The sequence below is a fragment of the Bacillus sp. CGMCC 1.16541 genome (assembly GCF_003184905.1).
GTDB lineage: Bacteria > Bacillota > Bacilli > Bacillales > Bacillaceae_H > Priestia.
The window spans coordinates 74555-95359 of the sequence record NZ_QFRU01000010.1 but is presented as its reverse complement, the minus strand read 5'-3'; the positions used below and the strand labels follow the sequence as shown (position 1 = coordinate 95359).

The window sequence follows — 20805 nt, the reverse complement described above, 5'->3', positions numbered from 1 at the left end:
GTGTCTCAAAAGGAGCGATTCTTTCCTTTTGAGACACCCTCTTCTTATTGAACAAATGTAAGTTTAGGTCCAGTTTCTCTTGCCGCCGGGAACTTTCCCCTAGTTTCACCGAACAAGATACTTCGGTCACAAATCGCTTCGACGTCTTCACGATCATGTGTCACAATGATACAGGTCATATTTGCTTCTTTCAAAATGGAACGAAGCTCATCACGAATGGACTCTCGTAAGCTCGCATCTAAATTACTGAATGGTTCATCCATTAATAGTAACTTCGGTTGAGGCGCAAGTGCGCGCGCGAGGGCAATTCTCTGTTGCTGTCCACCACTTAATTCGTGTGGATATCGTTTTTCATATTCCTTCATTTGTACAAGTTCTAACATCTCCACTACTCGATTGTGACGCTCTTTGCGCGGAAGACGTGACAACCCAAATAAAATGTTATCTTTTACTGTCATATGAGGAAACAGCGCATAATCTTGAAACACCATTCCGACACCACGATTTTCAGGTTGAACAAATACTTTATGATCCGCTACAGTTGTTCCCGCAATTTCAATCGTCCCTTCTATTGGCACTTCTAATCCAGAAATCAATCTGAGCAGCGTGCTTTTCCCACTACCGCTTTGCCCAAGCACCCCCACAATTTCCCCTTCGTCCATGGAGAACGAAAATTGGTGAATAACGGGATTATTGGCTTTTGAAAAAGAAAAGGTTAAATTTTCGATACTCATAATCTTCATTTCTTCACCTTCTTGTCAATCATTTGAAATGCGATAATCGATAAAGCACTTATGACAATAATCATTAAAGACGAGGTAGCTGCTTCATAAATTTGCTCATCTTTTGCATACTGATATGTTTTCGTTGCGAGTGTATCAAAATTAAACGGTCTTAACAATAGCGCGAGCGGCAACTCTTTAACAATTTCAACAAATGTTAAAATAAAACCACTAAATAAAGCCCCTCTAATTAACGGTAAATCAATTTTAAAGAACGTTTTCGTTACTCCATACCCTAGTGTTCTCGACGCTTCTGTATACTTCGTTCCAATTCGCTCAAAGCCTACTTCTACTGCATTGTAACCTGTCGCCATAAATCGAATGACGTATCCAACAATGAGCATCACAAGCGATAAACTAAGAATTAATGGTGCGGTTCCCCATCCCATGTACGAGTAAAATGGTGCAAGTGCCCCATCAAGCTCGATGAAGATCGCTAACACTCCAATGGCAATAATAGCACCTGGAATCGAATACCCTGTAGTCGCAAGCTTTGACAACACATATGAAGCGGGAGAATGTGAACGAGTCACATTCGCAATAATGACTGCAAATACAAGAATCAAAAGTGTCGCAATAACTCCTACATAAAGAGTTTGATAAAGAAGTGTAAAGAAAGTTTCGTTCCATACTTTCTCAAACGTCATCCCTGCCCATACAATAAGCTGAATCACGGGAATAAAGAAACCTAATAAGAAGATGACGAAGCAATACGTAAACGCAACAGCCGCTTTTATTCCTTTTAACTTCATACGACTAAGCGGCCTTGCTTTGTTGCTTAAGTGATAACGTCTTCCTTGTCGAAGCAGCTTTTCAATAAAAAACAATCCGACAATAATGACCATTAACCATGCCGCAAGACGCATCGCTGAATTCACATCATACATGCCAAACCACGTTTGAAAGATCGCCGTTGTCACCGTATGAATGCCAAAATAACTCGTTACACCATAATCACTTAATACTTCATAAATAACAAGTACCGCTCCAGCTACGATTGCTGGTCTTGATAATGGAAGAACGACTTTTAGGAAAATCGCAAATGGCTTACGTCCTAGTAGTCTCGCATTCTCAAAAAACGATGAACTTTGGCTTTCTAAAAAAGCTCGACTCATAATATATACATATGGAAACAAAAAGATTGTAAAAATAAATACGGCTCCTCGAAGAGATGAAATCGCAACAATCTCTGGATTCACTTGATAATCAAACTGATTGCGAAGCGTTGTTTGCACCACACCTGTGTAGCTAAGCATCGTTCGATACGTATAAGCTGCAATGTATGGTGGAATTGCAAGAGGTAAAATAAGCCCCCAACGAAAAAAGCGTCTTAATGGAAAGTCATAGGCTGCAATTAACCATGCGAGACTTACTCCTAAAGTCGCTGTAAAAATGCCTGTTAATAGGACAAGTATGACGGTATTGGCAACATAGTTTTTTAATAAATACTGGCGAATTTGAAACCAGTTCTCATTCGGTTCCTGGAAGATAGACAAAAAGATAAACAAGATGGGCAGCAATATTATTGCCGCCCCAATCATGCTTATCAACCACCATCCATTAAAATCTTTACGAAGAAAGCGTTTAATAGATTTGGTTTCCATTTTTACTTCCAGCCTACTTTATTAAAGACTTCGATTGCTTTTTGGTTATGTTCTGCTAATGTGTCGAAGTTAAGTTCTTGAGCTTTGAACTCGCCCCATGATTGAAGAAGTTCTGGCTTTTCTGCTTCAGGGTTTACAGGGAACTCATAGTTATTAGCAGATAAGTATTCTTGTGCTTCTTTACCTGTCATGTATTCAATAAGTTGTGTTGCATTGTTTGGATGTTTACTATGCTTTGTTAAACCGATACCACTTACGTTAATGTGTGTACCATTTGTTTCTTGGTTCGGGAAGAATACGCCGATTTGCTCTGCTACTTTTGCTTCTTCAGCATCTGCTGAGTTAGCCATAAGACCTACATAGTATGTGTTCATTATGGCTACATCACCTGTACCAGCTGCGATTGCTTTCGCTTGGTCACGGTCACCACCGTCTGGTTGACGTGCAAAGTTTTTCGCGATTCCTGCTGCCCACTCTTCTGCTGCTTGCTCACCATTTAATTCAATAAATGATGCTAAAAGAGATTGGTTGTATAAGTTTGTTGATGAACGAGCAAGTACTTTTCCTTGCCATTTATCTGTTGCTAAGTCTTCATATGTTGATAACTGATCTGGTGTCACACGATCTTTTGCGTATACAATGACACGAGCACGTGTAGACATCCCAATCCATTTGTTTTCTTTATCACGTAAGTTTGCTGGAACATTTTCATTAATGACATCAGATTCAACAGGTTGAAGGATGTCGTTTTCTTTTGCATGAGCAAGAACGCCTCCGTCAACTGTGATGAATAAATCTGCTTGTGTGCTTTCGCCTTCACGCTTTAAACGTTCAATTAACTCTTCTGCTTCACCTTTTACAACATTTACTTTAATACCTGTTTCTTCTGTGAAGTCTTTATACACTTGCTCATCCGCTTCATAGTGTCGTGCTGTATACACATTCACTACTTTTTCTTCTTGCTTTTCTTTGGGAGCGCTCTCTTTTTCGCCCTCAGTCGTATTATTTCCCGCTCCACATCCAGCAAGCGCTAATGTTAAAGCTGTCGTTGCAATAAATGGTTTTAATAGCTTTTTTATGTACATTTTTCTTTCCGCCTTTACATTTGATGTTCGATAATGATAATTATTATCACTTGTTATTTACTATAATATCGATATATTTTTGTTCCGTCAACAAGAATTTCAATTTTTCTGTTCTTTTTATACGAAAACCATGGACAAATGAATCAACGAAAAAAGAGAACGCTCACGATGAGACGCTCTCTTCAAGTAAAAATTCATACACTGCTCGGTCTACTTCTTTGCTTTCATGTAATGCGGAGTGACTGACTGGAAACGTCATTACTTCTATAGTAGAAGTAACGTCTTGAAGCCCGTATGCACTCTCAATTGTCACAACTTGATCGGTTCCATCTCCAATATCACCTGCACCAGAGAACACGGGAATGGTTAAATTCCGTCCGTACTTCTCTAACGTTTGTAACGCTTTGGATCCGTACTGTAAATCCTGCGCTCCTTTTGACTGCTGAAAATTTCGTGCGTTTGGATAGTGTTTCATTAATTGCTTGTATTCTAACCCTTTCATCGGTGATCCAAGAGTCACAAGCTTTTCAACTGGTGTTTTTTCATATAAAACCGCAGCTGTTGAAGCAAGACCTCCCATACTATGTCCAACGAGATACACTTCGTTTTTATTGGTCTCTTTCTTTACTTGCTTCACCACTTCGTTCAGCCATTTTGCTTGTTGCTCCACACTGTTTGATGCATCTTTAAAAATCACCTGCACAAGTGGCAACTCGTCCCCTTTTGCCATGTTGAACATTTTCCAATGCAACGTCCCATCTTCTTGCACTTCACATACAGCGATTTTCTTTCCCCACCCATTTTGTTCAAACCGTTTTATCATTGTACCTAAGCTTCGCTCACTTCCTAAATAACCGTGTACAAATAAAACAGGCAGTCGATTGGTTGATAAAACCGGCTTTGATGGTTGAAAAGCAAAAAAGAGAATCAACCCAAGTATCACTGTAACGATTAACATCCATTTCATCAAACATTCCTCCGTTTGAAGTTGTTATCGTTAGTATACACCAGTTTTTTCTCTCATAAAAAAGCCTCCTTACGAATAAGGAGGTGGAAACATGTCCCTCTAGGGTTATCATTGTTATGCCTAGTTCTATAAAAACATATTTTGATAGCGTTTTCAACATTTTTTTATGATTTTAGCGACATTTCGACAAAAATACGTTAATGTACTGTTTCATCAAGACCTACTATAGTCAGAGAAATGGTGAGTAAAAGAGGCGACTCTCAGATCGAATTTATTCAACCTTTTGAGTCAGCCTCATTTTTTGATTAAAAAACAAGTTTAAAAGAATAGTGGAATGGAGCATAGGACACTCGACTCCTGCGGGAAATAGAGGAACGGCTGAGACCCCTACAGGAACGAGGAGGCTCAGGTTCCTCTCCGCGGAAAGCGAGTGGCTAGAGCGAAATGGAACGAACTTGTTGTTGCAACATCACGATGACAGAAACGGTATTGTTCGTTTTTGAGAAGGAATCATTTCGTTATGTCCCACTCTCTTTTATCCACTAAAAATGTAACACCACATTGATTAATCCCAATCAATAGTAATTACTTCACCATTTTCAGCTGATACATATACTGTTACATCATCATCATTCGTTTCAATTTCAACTTCATACACGTTTTGACCATCTTCATCATCTAACTCTACTTCTTCAACTGTTCCTTTTACTTGCTTTAACGCGATTTGTTTTGCTTGCTCTTTTGTGATGAAAGAAGATTGTGTTTGGTTTTCAACCTGTTTGTTATCGTCGTTGTCATCATTAAATTGATTTAATACTTTCCCTGTGTACGCATCTACGTACACATCTTTGTCATCTCCGTTATGTTTTACTTCTACCTCGTAAACAAGACGACCGTCTTTTTTATCTAACTCCACTTCTTTTACTGTACCAGGAACGGCTTTTAATGCACTTGCTTTCGCTTGTTCTACACTAATTTTTTGTTTTGCTTCCCCTTGTTGTACATATGCTTTTACATCATCTTGTTGATCACTCTTCATTGCGCTTGCTCCAAAGCCGATTCCTCCGATTAATAATGCACTTGCTGCTGTTGTAACGATTAATTTTTTCATGTTTGTTTCCTCCTTTAATTTATGTTCAACTTTATCTTAAAGCTGTCACATTAAAGAAAAAGGAGAGAAAGATTAAAATTTGATGAGAAAATAATTAATCATCCCAGCTAATCGTAAATTCTCCCGTATATGCATTTACATATACAGCTGCGTCTTCTCCTGAAGATGCTTCAATCTCAATTTTATACATTTTAACTCCATTCTCATCTCTCAGTTCTACTTCTTCAACTACACCTTTTACTTGTTCAAGCGCAATTTGCTTTGCACGATTTTCATCGATTAATACTTGTTTCGGCTGAGATGTTTCAACTACTTTCGCTTCTGCATTCTCTGCATTCACTTGAACTTTATGCTTTCCACTGTCATTCACAATGACAATTTCATAAAAAGAACCTTGCTCGGTCGTAGTTGATTTCACTGACTCTACTTTTCCGTTTACTTGCTTTAACGCACGCTCTTTCGCTTCTTCTTCCTTCACCTTTGGCCCTGGTTCATTCTTTTCAACAGGCTTTGTTTCCTTCTTCTCCACTAGTGTTAACTGACCAATCTCACCAGACACAGCATGTACTTTCACATCATACAATCCACGCTCATTTTCAACCGTTAATGTGTACATTTCTTTTGCTTCATTTAACTCTACACCTTGAATTGTGCCTGTATATCGATCACGAACAATTTCTTTCACTTCAGCTTCTGTTAAAAGTGGCTCATTTTTTGCAATGATTTGTTTTGTTCCAACAATAATTCCGAAAAGAAGGACAATACCTCCAACAATAACCATTATCTTTTTGCGCATATTAATTTTCCCCCTTCATCGGCAGCTTCATAATGACTGTTGTTCCTTTTCCTTCTTCACTTTCTACAATAATCTGACCATCATGTGCATCAACAATTCGCTTTGCAATTGACAATCCTAACCCTGTTCCTCCTGTTTGGCGGCTTCTTGCTTTATCCACTCTAAAAAAACGATCAAAAATTTTATCAACATCCTCTGCTGGAATTCCTACTCCGCGATCGATAACTGAAATAATCGCTGTATCATTTTCAACAGATGCTGTCACATCAATTTCTTGCTCACTATATTTCATAGCGTTGTCTAATAAAATAACGAGAACTTGTTTTAATTTTTGATGATCTCCAATTACCATAATCTGTTTCTCTGTAGAGGTTGTCCGAATATATCGTCCGTATGCTTCTTGTAGCTGTTTCCCTGTTTCTATACATAATTTATAAACATCTACTCGTTCTCTTGCCACATTCCACTCCGCATCATTATTGGCTAAAGCTAACATTTGCTGCGTCATCTCTTTCATGCGAATCGCTTCTGAATGAATCGCTTCAACTGATTCTTCTAACACATCAGGCCGCTTCGTTCCCCATCTTTTCAACAGCTGAGCATAACTTTCAATGACCGTTAACGGAGTTTTTAACTCATGAGACGCATCCGATACGAATTGTTGTTGCTTATCAAAGTTACGTTGTAAAAGATCCATCATCTTATTAAATGTATTAGCCATTTTAAATAGCTCATCATTAGACTGCTCGTGCAGCTCAATTTTACGGAACATTCCTTTTCGTTGAATTTCTTCCATTGTTGAAATCATTGATTGAATTGGCTTTAAAATAAGATTACTTAACATCCTACCGGCGAAAAAGGCAGGAATAAGGACTACCAATGATGCGACAATTAACACAAGTCGAAGCATCGCTAAATTTGACTGTGCAGTTTTAATTTGTTCTGTCACTTCTAATGTCAAAACTTCTCCATTTGACCATATGATAGGCAAGTACACTGATGCATACAGATCTCCTTCAACTTTGCGTATTACCGCCTCTTGCTTTGTTTTGTAAACGGGCTTAATTAATTTTGGATAACGCTTTTCGTTTGTAAAGCCCATCTCGGCTTTTAACTCTTGGTCAATGACACGCACCATTTCATTTGGTGATAATGACGCTAAAATCAAATCTCTTGGGTTAATATTTTCATTCTTTAATCCAGAGGCGATGCTTTCTGTTTGATTCGTTATTCGCTCTAACTCACCATTGGTTGTCACTTTGTAGAAAAGAACATAAATAGACATATTTACAATCAATAAAATGACAAGTAGCCAAACCGTTGTAAAGAGCTGAATTTTATGATTTAACTTCATATTACAACTCCTTTAATGTGTAACCAACGCCTCGAACGGTATGAATAAGTGGTTGATCAAACGGTTGATCAATCTTTTTTCGTAAGTAACGAATGTATACATCGACTACATTCGTATCTCCATAATAATCAAATCCCCATACCGCTGATAAAATTTGTTCTCGATTTAACACTTGATTTTCATGTTGAAGAAGATAAACAAGCAAATCAAACTCTCTCGGTGTTAACTCGATATTCATATCTCCTCGCTTCACTTCACGGGTTTTTTCATCAACCATTAAATTGGCTACTCGGAGTTGTTCATCTTCTAACTCTTCTTTTCTCACAACTTGATTCATACGTAAACAAGCTCTCACCCGAGCTAATAATTCTTCAATTTGAAAAGGCTTTGTTATATAATCATTAGCACCTTGATCAAGTCCATTTACTTTATCAATAACTGAATCTCTGGCCGTTAGTAAAATAACAGGTAACCCTACATCCAACATACGGATACGACGTAACACTTCCATTCCATTTAATTCAGGCAACATTACATCTAGTAGTACAAGGTCCCATTGTCCTTCTTTTATTTTTTCTAATCCTTCTAAGCCTGTTTCAGCTGTGTCAACTTGATACCCTTCAAACTCTAATTCCAATTTAATAACACGGGCAATTTTTACTTCATCTTCTACAATTAAAATATGCTTTTTTTTCATCTCACTCGCTCCTACACCTTTTCTCTTTGGTTGCAGTATACCACGACAAACTAAAAACCTTACAATACCCACTTGCACCTTTTAAGTTTCTAAATTTTTCGATGATTTAATTTTAAACTTTTTTAAAATAGGTAATTTCAACAGTAAGATATAAAATGCCAAAAGCGAGGAGGATTATGATGATGCAAGCAGAGCTTATACAATCAGTCGAACGTCATTTTGATTGGGGATTACGGGAAGCAAAAGAATTGTTTTCTAATCTACCAAATGGTTCTTTGTACTCAATAAACATACATTTTTAATCTATTCATAGTTAAAAATACTTATTTAACTCTATATAGATATGCTATATTTATAATATACGATTTTTTTATTACTTAGAGACAGTACGTAAATCTTGTCATTTATATGTCCCCTCACTATACGTATATACATATATATAAACATGAAAAACTAAATAAGGAGTGGTATAGATGGCAAAGTATCCCGTTTCTTTTGGGTTAGTTGGAGAGAAACTTGCCCAAGATATCCATTCAGATCAAGGCGTTTTATTGTTAAAAAAAGGCATAGAATTAACAGAGTCTCATATTCTTATCCTGCAGCGATACAGCTTCGGTAAAAAGATTGCCGTTGTTGAGGATGCAAATCATTTATTAAAAGCACGAACAATGAAAACAGAAAAAAGTTATCAGCTATGCTTTCAAGCGATTAAACATACATTTAGTCAAGTCACAACGAAACCAATGACTCACATCGACTTCTCTCATCTAACAAAGAATTATGACTATCTACTAGAAAACTCAATGGAAGACTTAGCTGTATTAAATCATATTCAAAAGGAAGATAGTTACGAAGAATATGTGTATAGTCACAGCTTAAACGTGGGGATTATCAGTGCTTTAATTGGCAAAATATTAAAACGCTCTCACAACGAATGTTTATTGCTTGGACGAATGGGTTTGTTTCACGACATCGGACGAATGATGATTGATAAACGGATTCTAGATAAGTCAGCCCCCTTAACAACTGAAGAGTGGGAACAAATAAAACGTCATACAACACATGGGTACGAATTACTCCGTAGTATGAATGTCATTGAACAACATATTAAAGATGCTGCGTTATTACACCACGAACGTATTGATGGCTCTGGATACCCGAAAGGATTGAAAGAAAAAGACATCCCTTTTCTCGTTCAAATTATTTCTGTAGCAGATGCCTTTGACGCTATGCTATCTAAAAGAGTGTATCAAGATAAAAAGCCAATGTTTGATGTCGTACATGAATTGATAAAAGAAGTGACAAACAACCGGTTAAATCGTGCCATCGTTTTTCCGCTCGTTCAATACGTCATCAGACAATTTATTGGATCTGAAATTGAACTGAGTGACGGTCGCATTGGTGAAATCATTTTTATCCACGACAATGAACCTCATAAACCACTAGTTAAAATCGAAGATGCATATGTGGATCTACGCATGTTTCCTTCACTACAAATGGTTCGATTGATAGAAAGATAAAGAAGCTGAGTCAAACTTGGGAAAGGTACTCCCCTCATTTGACTCAGCTTCTTTTCATGAACTAATGGTTTTATATCGCGTTGGAACTCGCTCTACTTCTTTAAGATCCTCTACCATCTAACTAGATGAATCATGCTTATTGAGCACCACCTGTATAATAGCCTTCGATAATTGACTAGGCTGATAAGGCTTAGTTAAGTAATACTGCGCTCCGAGAGCAAGACCTTTTTCTTGTTCATCTAATGCCGAAGAGATAAAAATTGGAATGGTCGCCAATCTTTCATCTTTTTTAAGCTTCTCTAATATCGCCCATCCATCTAATTCATTTTCCTTTAACATCAGATCTAACACGATAGCTTGTGGTGGAGAACCTTCAATGAATGTCAACGCATCTTCACCGTTATTAAAATATTGCACATAAAATCCTCGTTCTTTCAACTCTTCTTGTAGTAGCGTTGCTAAACTTTGATCATCTTCAATGATGACTACATTGGCATGCTCTTGCTCTCTCTTATGAGACGTATGGACTTTTTTCGGCTTGCTAATCAATGGCAAGCTTACTGTAAATGTACTTCCTTTTTTTAATTCAGATTGAACAGTGATATTCCCACCATGTGCTTTGATGATTTCTTTTACAATCGCAAGACCAAGTCCGGTACCACCAATTTTTCTCATATCCGAATTATCTACACGATAAAACTTCATAAACAATTGATCAATCGATTCAGGAGGAATCCCAATCCCTTCATCTTTCACATCGACACAAAGTTGTTGATCACGTTCCTCAATTAAAACAAGGACTTTGCCGCCTTCTGGTGAATATTTAATAGCATTATTCAACAAATTATTAAACACTTGAATGAGTTTATCTCGGTCTCCTAGCACAAAGCTATGTTCCGTCTTTGTAACCAAATCAATGGTATGAGCCGAAACAGCTATCTCTTGTGCTTGAATGACTTGCTTCGCAATAGATACAATATCTTCTTGCTTTTTTTCATACGATTGCTTACCCGCTTCCATCCGCTGCACATCTAGAAAATCATTGATTAAAGCAGTTAGCCGTTTTGCTTCTTGATAAATTGTCGTTAAATATTTCTTTTGTCGCTCAGGCTTTAACTCCTTATTTAACATTAACTCTGTGAACCCTAACACACTCGCAAGTGGTGTACGTAATTCATGACTTACGGTACTCACAAACTCGGACTTCATTTCATCCACTTCGTACTCTTTTGTAATATCTCGATGCACGAAAATGACTCCATATTTCTTGTTATTACGATACACTTGTTCGCAATAAACTTGCATCACTTTTCGCTTTGTTTCTTGGTTCATTTCATAAATAAACGTTTGACCAACCTCTCCTTCTCCCTCTAGCATGCTTTTCATATAGTGAACAAGTCGTTCACCATTTTTCACATCCCATAAAAGCTTCTGAGACCACTCATCAAATGTATGATGTAACATTTGCCGAGGCGGTGGACAATCAAACAATTCACACATCGTTGTATTCACTTGTAAGATAACTCCCGACTTACTAAATAACTGAACACCTTCATGAATCGAATTTAAAATATCTTGATACAATAAGCGGTCGTGTTCCGTTTCCTCATATACATGTATCTTCTCTAAAGCAATGCTTATTTGTTTAGACAACGCTTCACATAACTCTAAGTCTCTTTCAGTAAAAGGCTCACTATATCGACTATAAAACATACATGAAATGACTTCATCTTCAAGCGATAACACAGGTACAATTAAGTCATACATGTATAAATGACCTTCGTGATAGATTTTTTCACTAGGTTCACATACTCGCTTAATCGTAAAAGACTTTTTCTGTTCTTTTACTTTCTCAACGTAACCATTGTCAATGTTTTCAAGAACCTGAGCGACCGCTGTTTTCGTCAAGCCGACAGACGCATACTCGTTTAGATTCATCATTGATACAATAAACCCATGTTCAGCCTTAATGACTCTTGCCATGTTTTCAACAACACTTTGAAGAAGCTTTTGTTGATCAAGTGTATCCGCTAATCCATGCGTAAACTCGTTTCGTGCTTCGAGTTCGAGTTCCCGTTGCTTCATCAATGTTAATGCATAGTGCAGTTCATCTTGTTGTGACTGCAACTCATCTTGTTGAGCAACCAACTCTTCATTTTGAGCCGTCACTTCTTCTTCATTTGCTTGCAAACGTTTGACCATCTTTGAAAAGGCACTCGTTAGCGTCCCAATTTCATCTGTACGCTCTACTGCTTCTGGCAACATGACAACCTTGCCTTGCTCAACCTCTACCGCTATCATTGCTAATTTCTCTAAAGGTTGACCAATTCGCTTTAACATCACTCTTGTCATATAAAACAACCCTGCTAATACAAGTAGTAAATACCCTACAAAGAGCCACTGACTTTGATTTAACTGTTTAACTAATAATGTTGAGTTGTCATCAATTTGCTTATTAATGCTCTCTCGATATTGTTTTACATAGTCATTAAAATTTGCGACTTGTTCAGAAGAATTGCCTTTTTGTACAAACTCTCGTAATGCCTCTAACCCTTTATCTTGATAAATTGTCACTCCATCTTTAATTAACGAACGAAAATAGAATGTAGAAAAAGAAGACACTTCATTCACAAAAAGCAAGTCAGTCTCTACTTTAGCAAGTTGAGAAAGATTTACTATTTCTTGCTTTATGACTTTTTCCTGCTTGAATGCATCATCAAGCATTTGTGTATTAGAAAAAGCAATATATCCCCTCGACTGTGCAACAGCTTGTGTAAATGAATTGTCAATCTTTGCAACAGACTTCCTTCTTTTCTCTAGCTCTCTATTTTCCTCTTCATAAGTGGCTGTAATAACAGATTGATAACTTAATAACACACTCATTCCAACTAAAAACAAAAGAACGAATGAGCCAACAATCCATAAAAATTGTGCAGAAAATTTTCTAGTTCTTTTCATGTAAAAGTTCCTCTACTTTTTTCACAAGCTCTAACGGACTAAATGGTTTGGACATAAACGACGTTGCCCCTGCATTCAATACACGCTCACGATCTGTATGTTGACTTTTAGCTGAAAGCATTAAAACTTTTGTTTTTGAATCATGTGTCATCTTTTGCACCACTTCGAGCCCTGTATAAACAGGCATCATATAATCAAGAATGAGTAAATCAAATGGACCGTCTGTGTGGATTTTGTTCAATGCTTCTTGCCCATCACACGCTTCAACGATCTCGTGCCCTTCATCTTCTAACGTGTCTACAACAAGCATACGTAAGACTGATTCATCTTCAGCCAATAAAATCCTTGCCATGCTTCACTCCCCCGCTTCCTTCACTTTCCCAAACATCTCTTGCACACGATAATAAGATTGCTTTAATCGTTCATGATAGCTCGGCTCTTCCCATGCTTCCCATTGATAACGATAAAGAGGTCCAATCGCTAACTCTTCACTTTGCATCATTGGATACGTATCCGTTATACTTTGTGTCTTTTTATCGACTGCCACAACTCCAATCTTGATGCCTTCTGTCGTTTTACTCGCCTCAATTCCACCCGATCCCCAAATATCGCCCATCACTTCATGGGTACTCGGATCTTTTACATTTAAAAGAGCCCACGGAATACGAACCTCTACCATGTTTTCTTTTGTATTCACATAAAAATCAGCTAGCGAGTCATAGGACGAAGAGGCAGGGTCACTATTTCCAAAGCGTAATTTACCTGCTTCATAATCATCAAATGGATACGTCTTTTGTTTCCCACCTTGCTCGATAGTAATCTCTTTATTTAATGCTAACCGAATTGGATGAAACACACCGTTATCTTTTTTCGATGCATACTCAACGTCGTCAATCATGTTCAACGTATGTGCGTATGAATAATAAAATGTATCATAGTAACTGTCTACAAGAATGCGGCTTGATTGTTCCCCTGTTAATTCGGCAACAAAGTCAATTCCTTCCGCCTTAATTGAAGGAACCTTTGGCACCCTAGACTGTCCTTGCTCTTCAATTGTATCTAACAGCAAGTAATAGTCATTCAATTCCACTCTATCTGCATCTAAGCGAACATACAAATACGCTTCATCACTTGTGACATACATTCCTTTTAAGTGCTTTGATGACGGATAAACCGACTGCGCACGCCATTCATTCCAGTCATCTTTTTGGCCATCTACTTTAACTTTCAACGTCTCACCTGGATCAAAACTTAACAAGCCAAATCGTTGCTCGTTTGTTTGAACGTTACTCCAAAACGGCCGGCGATCTGGATTATCATAGTCCATCGTGTTCCACGTGCGTTTAAACCATTCATCATGCCAAGAAAAAATTAACCCTCCTGCCATTTTCTCTTCAACAATGTCTTCATATAACCTTGTTACAAGTTCTCCTTGTTCTTCTTCCGAATGAAAACCTTGGTTCCATCCATATACATTTTTGTGTGTTAATCCTCTTGATGCAGGAATTCCAAACTCAGCGACAAGGAGCGGCATACGATGAACTTCTTTCATATGCTGAAGATATCCAGCATAGTTATTTTTTTCACCACGATGATCGACATAGTCCACATACCGCTTTTCATAGTTTAAGAGATCTGGATAATAAGGATAAATGTGATAAGATGCAAATAAGCCTCCTTCAAACGTCTCTTTTGCATAAATGACATTTGGATCAATCGACACCATGTCTTCTTTGTCATGCGGTTCTGCTGGATGCTCAAGTAAGTCAGTGGTTACCCAGTTAGTAAAACTCATTGGACGCTGCCAATCGTATTTATCTTGTTCATACTGAATCGTATACTCCATCATTTCAGCAAGCCATACTTCAAATGGCTCCGCATCTTTTGTATATACATATTTCCCGTTAAAGTCTGGTTGATTTTTATGTTTTTCATTTGTCGCTAATACAACTTCCGGGTCCCACTCTACTCCTAATATCCATCCTAAAATATAAGGTGCTACGTTTGCTGTATAGTTTCCACTAGCATGCCCTGGTCGCTCTTCTAGCTTCGCGTTGCCATGAACTAAATCAACAATTCGTTTAATTTCATCTTTAAACTCTTTCGTGTTCTCTTTCGAAAAGGCGTCTTGTGTTTCATAAAAAACCTCTTCGTTTAGCCACACACCGTGAAATAAATAAAGTGGATGCTTGGCTGTTTCATTGTATTCAGCTAACGCTTCATAAAAATGAGGAGGGTGAATGGTGTACACACGAATAGCATTTGCATTCATCTCGCCGATTTGCTGAAACCACCTTGCATACTCCCGCTTTGAAATAGCCGTTTCACCAGGGAACGTACCTGGCTTTCCAATCCCCATATTCACGCCTTTAATGAGCACATCTTTCCATTGCCCATCTTGATACATTTGTAAATAATCATTGCCAACTTTTGCGTTCATTTTGTAACCATTGCTCTCATGAACGGGAACGGCATTTGTTTTCACCGTTTTCTTATCATGACGATTTTGTTGCACAATTGCCTTCATCATCGGAATATACGTACGCCAGTAAAAAGACGACTCCTCATCTTTAGAAAGAGATGACATCCACCTCTTCCAAGTCGCATACCATTCAAGCTGGTAGAGAGCTGGAACTTCTCCTTGATCTGCAAAATCTCCAGTAAAGTAGTAAGCATCATACCGTTCGTTTTGATGATACATAACAGCTGGAACAGCAAGTGGAATGCCTTCTTTTTTTAACATTTCTTCTGCTTCTTTCGTTACATTCATGGTGAACGTAGCCATCACTTCTTTTTCATTTACGGGTGTGACAATATCAAACCAATAATAGTAATCAGATTCTCTCGTTACATCAAAATGCTGTTTTCCTTGTTTCGTATAAGTAAACTGTACACCTTCTTGTTTCAATTGTTCCTCTGTCAAAATCATTAAACGATCAGACTCATGAACAAAAACAAATCCTTTTCCTTTTAAAGCCCACGTTTCTCCATACTGTTTTTCATAATTTTTCTTCATCCAAGCAGGAATTTCATCACTTTGCAAATCAACAAAGTAACGTCCAATCCATCCACTCCACTCTAAGTGAAGAAGGTCATAAAATTCTCTTCTCACCTCACCAGAAGTCGGGCTGCCAAATGTATTAAACTCACTAATGAGTGTAGCTTGATTGTTTATCACCATGGATCGAATGGATGACACATCTTCCATCGTCATCCCTCCGTAAATCAGTTCAGAACGCTCACCCTCTTTGTCTGTTACATCATCTTCATACACACCATAGCCATCAGCCATGTAAATCATGTCGTACTGTCCTTCTTCAATAGGACGAATTCGATCATTATCCTCTTTTGTAGGATCGAACCCAACATAATCATGTGCAGCCTGATAGGGTGTATCATCGCTCTTTTTTACTTTCGTGTAATTTAAAAACCACGTTAACCCTTGATGCTCTCGAAATGTTGCATCAGGGACCGTCTTATCAATAATAAGCATATCAAGCGTTGTCTTTGACTTTACTTGCCACACCCAAAATGGAGACGTTGTAAGTAAAAGGAATGCAATCGCAGACAATCCAAAAATAAATAACCTCCATCGACCTTTCATTGTGAAACACCCTTCCGCTTCATATCTCCCCAGCCTTTTTTCTTACGAAGCATATCAACAATCCCCTGACAACGCCATATCACTGTCATAGGTCGATACCAAAACGATTCTGTCATTGAAAAAAAGAACAGTTTCACCACATGACTCACCTTTGGAAAACGTCGTAAACTCCACTCTTCTAATAACACACCCACCATTGAATACATTGAGCCATATAGAACAAACAACAAAAATAATAAATATGAGAATTCTAAATAAACGCCACCTACAGCGAACGAAAAAAGAATATAAAGATAGCCAATTAATTCAATAACAGGTCCTAAAAATTCAATGAGTAAAAAGTAAGGCATCGACACCATCCCAATTGAGCCATACTTCGGATTAAAAAGCATTTTTTTATGTGTCCACAAGCTATCAAACAAACCACGGTGCCATCGGTTTCGTTGCCTTTTTAAAAATCTGATTTCCTCTGGCGCTTCTGTCCAACAAACAGGGTCTGCAATATAAATAATTTTTTTATTCGCTTTCTTCTCTTTCACTAATCGGTGCAATCGAACCACAAGCTCCATGTCTTCTCCGACAGTATGAGAATAGCCACCCGCTTCAATCACCCAATGCTTCGAAAACACACCGAACGCTCCTGAGACAATGAGTAACAAGTTATGACGACTGAGTCCAATTCTTCCCATTAAAAAGGCTCGCAAATACTCAATCACTTGCATAATGACAAGAGGTCTTGATGAAAGACCAATCGACACAATGGAACCATTCTCAATTTGACACCCGTTTGCAATCCTCACACTTCCACCCGATGCAATGACGTCTCCATCTGAATCAATAATAGGCTTCATCACCTTTAAAAATGAATCTCTTTCTAACACCGAGTCACCGTCAATCGAACAAAAATAAGGAAAGTTTGCTAAATTAATGCCTACATTCAATGCATCTGCCTTTCCTCCATTTTCTTTATCTACCACATAGACATAATCATAGATTCGTGATTGATAAATGGCTTTTACCTCTTTTGTATCGATGGCTTTTTTTATTACTCGATTAATTTTGACCAACTCATATTCTTCAATGAGCTGCTCCATCGTATCATCTGTGGAACCATCGTTAATGACAATGATCTCGTACTCTGAATATTGAATGCTTAACAATGAACGCACACTAGCCAAAATACCAACCGATTCATTGTATGCCGGCACTAAAATAGAAAGAGGCTTTGTATAACTGACTTCTAATAAATCCTCATACGGCTCATCATTATCTAATTGATACTGCTTTCGCACTTGAAAAATAGAGACGACGAGCATAAATAGATAAAATCCAATAACCACAACCATATAAATCATAATAATCCATCCCACAAGCATAAAAAGCCCGTGTCCAATCTCACTCCACAAGCTCTACTCCTCCTCGCTCTAACCATTCTCGAGCCATGTCCTTTGCATAACGATCTTCTGTGTTCTGATAAACTTGAAACAAATAGTCTTTTCCATTGCGAATAAGAAGCATTGATTTTGCAGCGTTCGAACGAACTGAAAAGTGAACATCTTGCAGCAATGTTTCAAGCAATGGCAAAGCTTGCTCATCCTTTGTTTTTCCTAATAGTTTCGTAGCCATCATTCTTTCTTGCCACCCGCTTGCATGAACGTGAAAAAGAAGTGTTTCTACCTCCATTGGATAACTTAATTCGTTTAATGCTTTTAACGCTCGAATTCGTTGTTCATCAACAGACGAAGACAACTGCTCCTTTAAAAAGCTTGCATACTCCCACTTATGTTCAATGCCAATCATGTCAATAAGCGATAGCTGTAAATAGATTGGCAATTCGTCATAAACTTTTACACATTCTCTAAATTGCTCGTCATTCATTTGGCCATATAGCGAACGGTAAACAGACTCTGATAGGGGTTGTCGAGAGTGAGTGATGTAATACAAAAACTGAGGATGCTGAAACACAACTAAAATCTTTAAGAATTGACTCTCTTCTCCTACTGTTAAAGAAGGCTTATCATAGAATGATAGAACTGATGCCAGCATTCCTTCCATATGAAAGTCTTCAATCGCATAAAGCGTATTCATCCTAATACTCCACCGACGATGATGTAACGCCTTTTTGTACGCATCCGTAAAATGAGTTTCTGCATACAATTGGATACGTGTTCGTGACTCTCCTTCATCTATCACATCAGCAAAATCACTTAACAACTCTTCAATGGCGATCATTTGTTGAGCGTTAAATGATTCTTCAATAAACGTTTTATCTTCATGATATAAATAATAAAAAACGCGCTCTCTTAATTGTTCTTTGTACTGTTCAATGAACGCACGTCGTCTGTTATACATGATTTTCTTGATTACTAAATGACCGAATAACGCGAGAAGAAGGATAAACATACAAAACATACTTGTTAAAATAAGTGCAATCTCATTTGTAAACACGTTTACTTCATCCTTTTCATCAAATGATGAATCCTAGCTTCGACTTCTAGTAACTTAAATGGTTTCGTCATATAATCATCTGCGCCTAGCTCTAACGCTTTTTTTATGTCTTGTTCACTTTTTCTCGTCGTCAACATAATCATCTTATATTTATCGTGACGCTTCGTCTTACGCAATCTCTGAAGTACTTCTAAGCCATCCATCTTCGGCATCATCCCATCTAAAATGACAACATATTGGTCGTCACTATGTGTCCATTCATCTCGCAAAAACGTTTCTCCATCTTTAAATGGTTGAACAACAACATCATATGCCCCTTCCATGTCTACCTTTTTCATCGTTTCAGTTAGCATGGTTCGTACAACAGGATCATCATCGACAATCGCAATTCGCAACGTACGCTTTCGTTTTTGTCCTGAAGAACAAGCAATGACGACTTGCTTTCGCCCTGACTCTTTTGCTTTGTACAACGCTTGGTCCACTCGGTCTAACCAAACGTCTAACGGTGTATCTTCATGATCAACCTCCACAATTCCAGCCGAGAATGTACATGAAAAAGAATGAGCACCATGTGTAAAAGTGATGATAGAGAATTGTTCTAGTAAACGATCTAACAACACTTTTGCATCGTTTGCGTGTGTTCTCGGTAATAACAGAACAAATTCTTCTCCCCCATAGCGAAAAATAACATCAGTAGAGCGCATACTGCTTTTTAAAAACGATGCGAATTCCTTTAACACCTGATCTCCTTGTAAATGTCCGTAATCATCATTCACACTTTTAAACTTATCGATATCAATCATGACGATGCAATAAGCTTCTTGCAATCGTTTGTACTCTGCTTGCTGTTGATTAAATCGTTCAATTAAGTATTTACGATTGTACACATTCGTTAATTCATCCACCAATAAGTGATAATCGAACTGTTTTTTTCGTTCTAAATGACGCTTAACTCTCACCACAAATTCTTCTACGTCAATTGGCTTAGGAATAAAATCGTCTGCTCCTATCTCAAATGCCGTTAACCGTGTGCGCTTGTCATGATGTTCACTGATCATCACGGTTGGCACAAAGCGATGATTCGTTTGCTCATGTAAAAAGTTGACCAATTCACTACTTTGCTGTTGCATATCGAGGTCTAACACCACACAATGAGGTTTTGACTCATAAAACACTTGAATCGCTTTTTGGATATCTGTGACAGCTAATACGTACCAGCCGACTCTTTCCATTTCATCTTTTAAATGCATTAATACAGACGTGTCTTTGTCTACTAAAAGAACAATTGATTTCCCTTTGACCATTCGTTCTTGTTTGCTATCACTCTCAATAATTTCATCTTGATAACAAAGCGTAATAATCGCGACTAAGCGCATGCGCAAGTCTGAGTTTGACCACTGCTTTGGTGTTTCACCCTCAATTTGCTCCATTAACGTTCGCGCCATTTCACCTAAGTCTGTTAATCCAATGGTTTGAGCCGTTCCTGATAATGAGTGTAAAAACCGAATGACTTCCTCATGGGAAATCGCTTGCTCATCTTCAAACCACTTCTTCAATGTTTCACGAATATTCTTTAGAAGTGCAGCTTGATATTTTTCCACATTCCCTACCCCCTCTACACAGTGAATCATTCCTTTATCTATATGCCAAAGTGCCTGTCAAACATGAAAAAAACATGTCCTTTTATTAGGACATGACACTATTTTAAAGAAAGTTTATATATGTGTAATTACTCTCATTTATACATTTTTAGGAATAAATAACTATTACTATTTTATCGCCTAGTTTATAAAAAGAAAATACGCTGCTTGCAAAAGAAGAAAAAAAATTCTGACCATTATTGACTATGAATAAAAAGAAAAAATCTCGTTCATACCAC

Annotated in this window: 16 protein-coding genes; 2 read left to right on the top strand and 14 right to left on the bottom strand. The window is 37.8% G+C overall.

Features of this window, described 5'->3' with window-relative positions; all coding sequences use genetic code 11:
* Positions 1-44: 44 nt before the first annotated feature.
* The 8 genes from DIS06_RS11705 to DIS06_RS11670 form a co-directional block, all read right to left on the bottom strand.
* Entirely contained in the window at positions 45-743 is a 699-nt protein-coding gene (locus tag DIS06_RS11705) for an ABC transporter ATP-binding protein (protein ID WP_110113460.1), read from the bottom strand.
* On the bottom strand, positions 740-2386 hold the full coding sequence (locus DIS06_RS11700) for an ABC transporter permease (protein ID WP_110113459.1): 1647 nt from the start codon (positions 2384-2386) through the stop codon (positions 740-742). Before DIS06_RS11700 ends, DIS06_RS11705 begins: the two co-directional genes overlap by 4 nt.
* Before the next feature lie 2 nt (positions 2387-2388).
* Positions 2389-3471, bottom strand: a complete 1083-nt coding sequence (locus DIS06_RS11695) for a Fe(3+) ABC transporter substrate-binding protein (protein WP_110113458.1) — start codon at positions 3469-3471, stop codon at positions 2389-2391.
* A 163-nt stretch (positions 3472-3634) separates the two neighbouring features.
* A complete protein-coding gene (locus DIS06_RS11690; RefSeq protein ID WP_239422033.1) occupies positions 3635-4438 on the bottom strand; it encodes an alpha/beta fold hydrolase in 804 nt (267 codons plus the stop codon).
* Between the two features lie 565 nt (positions 4439-5003).
* Positions 5004-5549: a PepSY domain-containing protein gene (locus DIS06_RS11685; protein ID WP_110113457.1), complete on the bottom strand. Its 546-nt coding sequence runs from the start codon at positions 5547-5549 to the stop codon at positions 5004-5006.
* 94 nt (positions 5550-5643) lie between these two features.
* The gene (locus DIS06_RS11680; protein WP_110113456.1) at positions 5644-6345 is read right to left on the bottom strand and encodes a PepSY domain-containing protein; all 702 of its coding nucleotides are present in this window, start codon (positions 6343-6345) and stop codon (positions 5644-5646) included.
* A 1-nt stretch (position 6346) separates the two neighbouring features.
* The gene (locus tag DIS06_RS11675; protein WP_110113455.1) at positions 6347-7699 is read right to left on the bottom strand and encodes a sensor histidine kinase; all 1353 of its coding nucleotides are present in this window, start codon (positions 7697-7699) and stop codon (positions 6347-6349) included.
* Between the two features lies 1 nt (position 7700).
* Entirely contained in the window at positions 7701-8396 is a 696-nt protein-coding gene (locus tag DIS06_RS11670; protein ID WP_110113454.1) for a response regulator transcription factor, read from the bottom strand.
* Between the two features lie 179 nt (positions 8397-8575).
* On the opposite strand from DIS06_RS11670, the gene DIS06_RS20750 reads away from it, so the two are divergent.
* Positions 8576-8698 carry a hypothetical protein gene (locus tag DIS06_RS20750; protein WP_275425428.1) on the top strand — a complete coding sequence of 41 codons (123 nt, stop codon included), beginning with the start codon at positions 8576-8578 and terminating at the stop codon, positions 8696-8698.
* A 171-nt stretch (positions 8699-8869) separates the two neighbouring features.
* A complete protein-coding gene (locus DIS06_RS11665; RefSeq protein WP_110113453.1) occupies positions 8870-9916 on the top strand; it encodes an HD-GYP domain-containing protein in 1047 nt (348 codons plus the stop codon).
* Positions 9917-10033: 117 nt separating this feature from the next.
* Here the strand turns inward: DIS06_RS11665 and DIS06_RS11660 are convergent, their stop codons facing one another.
* The 6 genes from DIS06_RS11660 to DIS06_RS11635 are packed head-to-tail and all read right to left on the bottom strand — an operon-like array spanning position 10034 to position 20527.
* Complete coding sequence (locus DIS06_RS11660; RefSeq protein WP_110113452.1) at positions 10034-12874, bottom strand: ATP-binding protein; 2841 nt, start codon at positions 12872-12874, stop codon at positions 10034-10036.
* Positions 12861-13226, bottom strand: coding sequence for a response regulator transcription factor (locus tag DIS06_RS11655; protein WP_110113451.1), 366 nt, complete (start codon positions 13224-13226; stop codon positions 12861-12863). The genes DIS06_RS11660 and DIS06_RS11655 overlap by 14 nt, the downstream gene beginning before the upstream one ends.
* Positions 13227-13229: 3 nt before the next feature.
* A complete protein-coding gene (locus tag DIS06_RS11650; protein WP_110113450.1) occupies positions 13230-16478 on the bottom strand; it encodes a hypothetical protein in 3249 nt (1082 codons plus the stop codon).
* Positions 16475-17854: a glycosyltransferase family 2 protein gene (locus tag DIS06_RS11645; protein ID WP_204166793.1), complete on the bottom strand. Its 1380-nt coding sequence runs from the start codon at positions 17852-17854 to the stop codon at positions 16475-16477. The genes DIS06_RS11650 and DIS06_RS11645 overlap by 4 nt, the downstream gene beginning before the upstream one ends.
* A 19-nt stretch (positions 17855-17873) precedes the next feature.
* Complete coding sequence (locus DIS06_RS11640; protein ID WP_110113448.1) at positions 17874-18926, bottom strand: HEAT repeat domain-containing protein; 1053 nt, start codon at positions 18924-18926, stop codon at positions 17874-17876.
* A gap of 2 nt (positions 18927-18928) precedes the next feature.
* On the bottom strand, positions 18929-20527 hold the full coding sequence (locus tag DIS06_RS11635) for a diguanylate cyclase (protein WP_110113447.1): 1599 nt from the start codon (positions 20525-20527) through the stop codon (positions 18929-18931).
* Between the last annotated feature and the right edge of the window lie 278 nt (positions 20528-20805).

Excerpts from the sequence above, each read along its gene's own strand:
- DIS06_RS11660 (WP_110113452.1), bottom strand. The coding sequence starts at position 12,874 with ATGAAAAGAACTAGAAAATTTTCTGCACAATTTTTATGGATTGTTGGC.
- DIS06_RS11680 (WP_110113456.1), bottom strand. The coding sequence starts at position 6,345 with ATGCGCAAAAAGATAATGGTTATTGTTGGAGGTATTGTCCTTCTTTTC.
- DIS06_RS11645 (WP_204166793.1), bottom strand. The coding sequence starts at position 17,854 with ATGCTTGTGGGATGGATTATTATGATTTATATGGTTGTGGTTATTGGA.
- DIS06_RS11665 (WP_110113453.1), top strand. The coding sequence starts at position 8,870 with ATGGCAAAGTATCCCGTTTCTTTTGGGTTAGTTGGAGAGAAACTTGCC.
- DIS06_RS11690 (WP_239422033.1), bottom strand. The coding sequence starts at position 4,438 with ATGAAATGGATGTTAATCGTTACAGTGATACTTGGGTTGATTCTCTTT.
- DIS06_RS11670 (WP_110113454.1), bottom strand. The coding sequence starts at position 8,396 with ATGAAAAAAAAGCATATTTTAATTGTAGAAGATGAAGTAAAAATTGCC.
- DIS06_RS11685 (WP_110113457.1), bottom strand. The coding sequence starts at position 5,549 with ATGAAAAAATTAATCGTTACAACAGCAGCAAGTGCATTATTAATCGGA.
- DIS06_RS11655 (WP_110113451.1), bottom strand. The coding sequence starts at position 13,226 with ATGGCAAGGATTTTATTGGCTGAAGATGAATCAGTCTTACGTATGCTT.
- DIS06_RS11650 (WP_110113450.1), bottom strand. The coding sequence starts at position 16,478 with ATGAAAGGTCGATGGAGGTTATTTATTTTTGGATTGTCTGCGATTGCA.
- DIS06_RS11700 (WP_110113459.1), bottom strand. The coding sequence starts at position 2,386 with ATGGAAACCAAATCTATTAAACGCTTTCTTCGTAAAGATTTTAATGGA.
- DIS06_RS11695 (WP_110113458.1), bottom strand. The coding sequence starts at position 3,471 with ATGTACATAAAAAAGCTATTAAAACCATTTATTGCAACGACAGCTTTA.
- DIS06_RS11675 (WP_110113455.1), bottom strand. The coding sequence starts at position 7,699 with ATGAAGTTAAATCATAAAATTCAGCTCTTTACAACGGTTTGGCTACTT.
- DIS06_RS11705 (WP_110113460.1), bottom strand. The coding sequence starts at position 743 with ATGAAGATTATGAGTATCGAAAATTTAACCTTTTCTTTTTCAAAAGCC.
- DIS06_RS20750 (WP_275425428.1), top strand. The coding sequence starts at position 8,576 with ATGATGCAAGCAGAGCTTATACAATCAGTCGAACGTCATTTTGATTGG.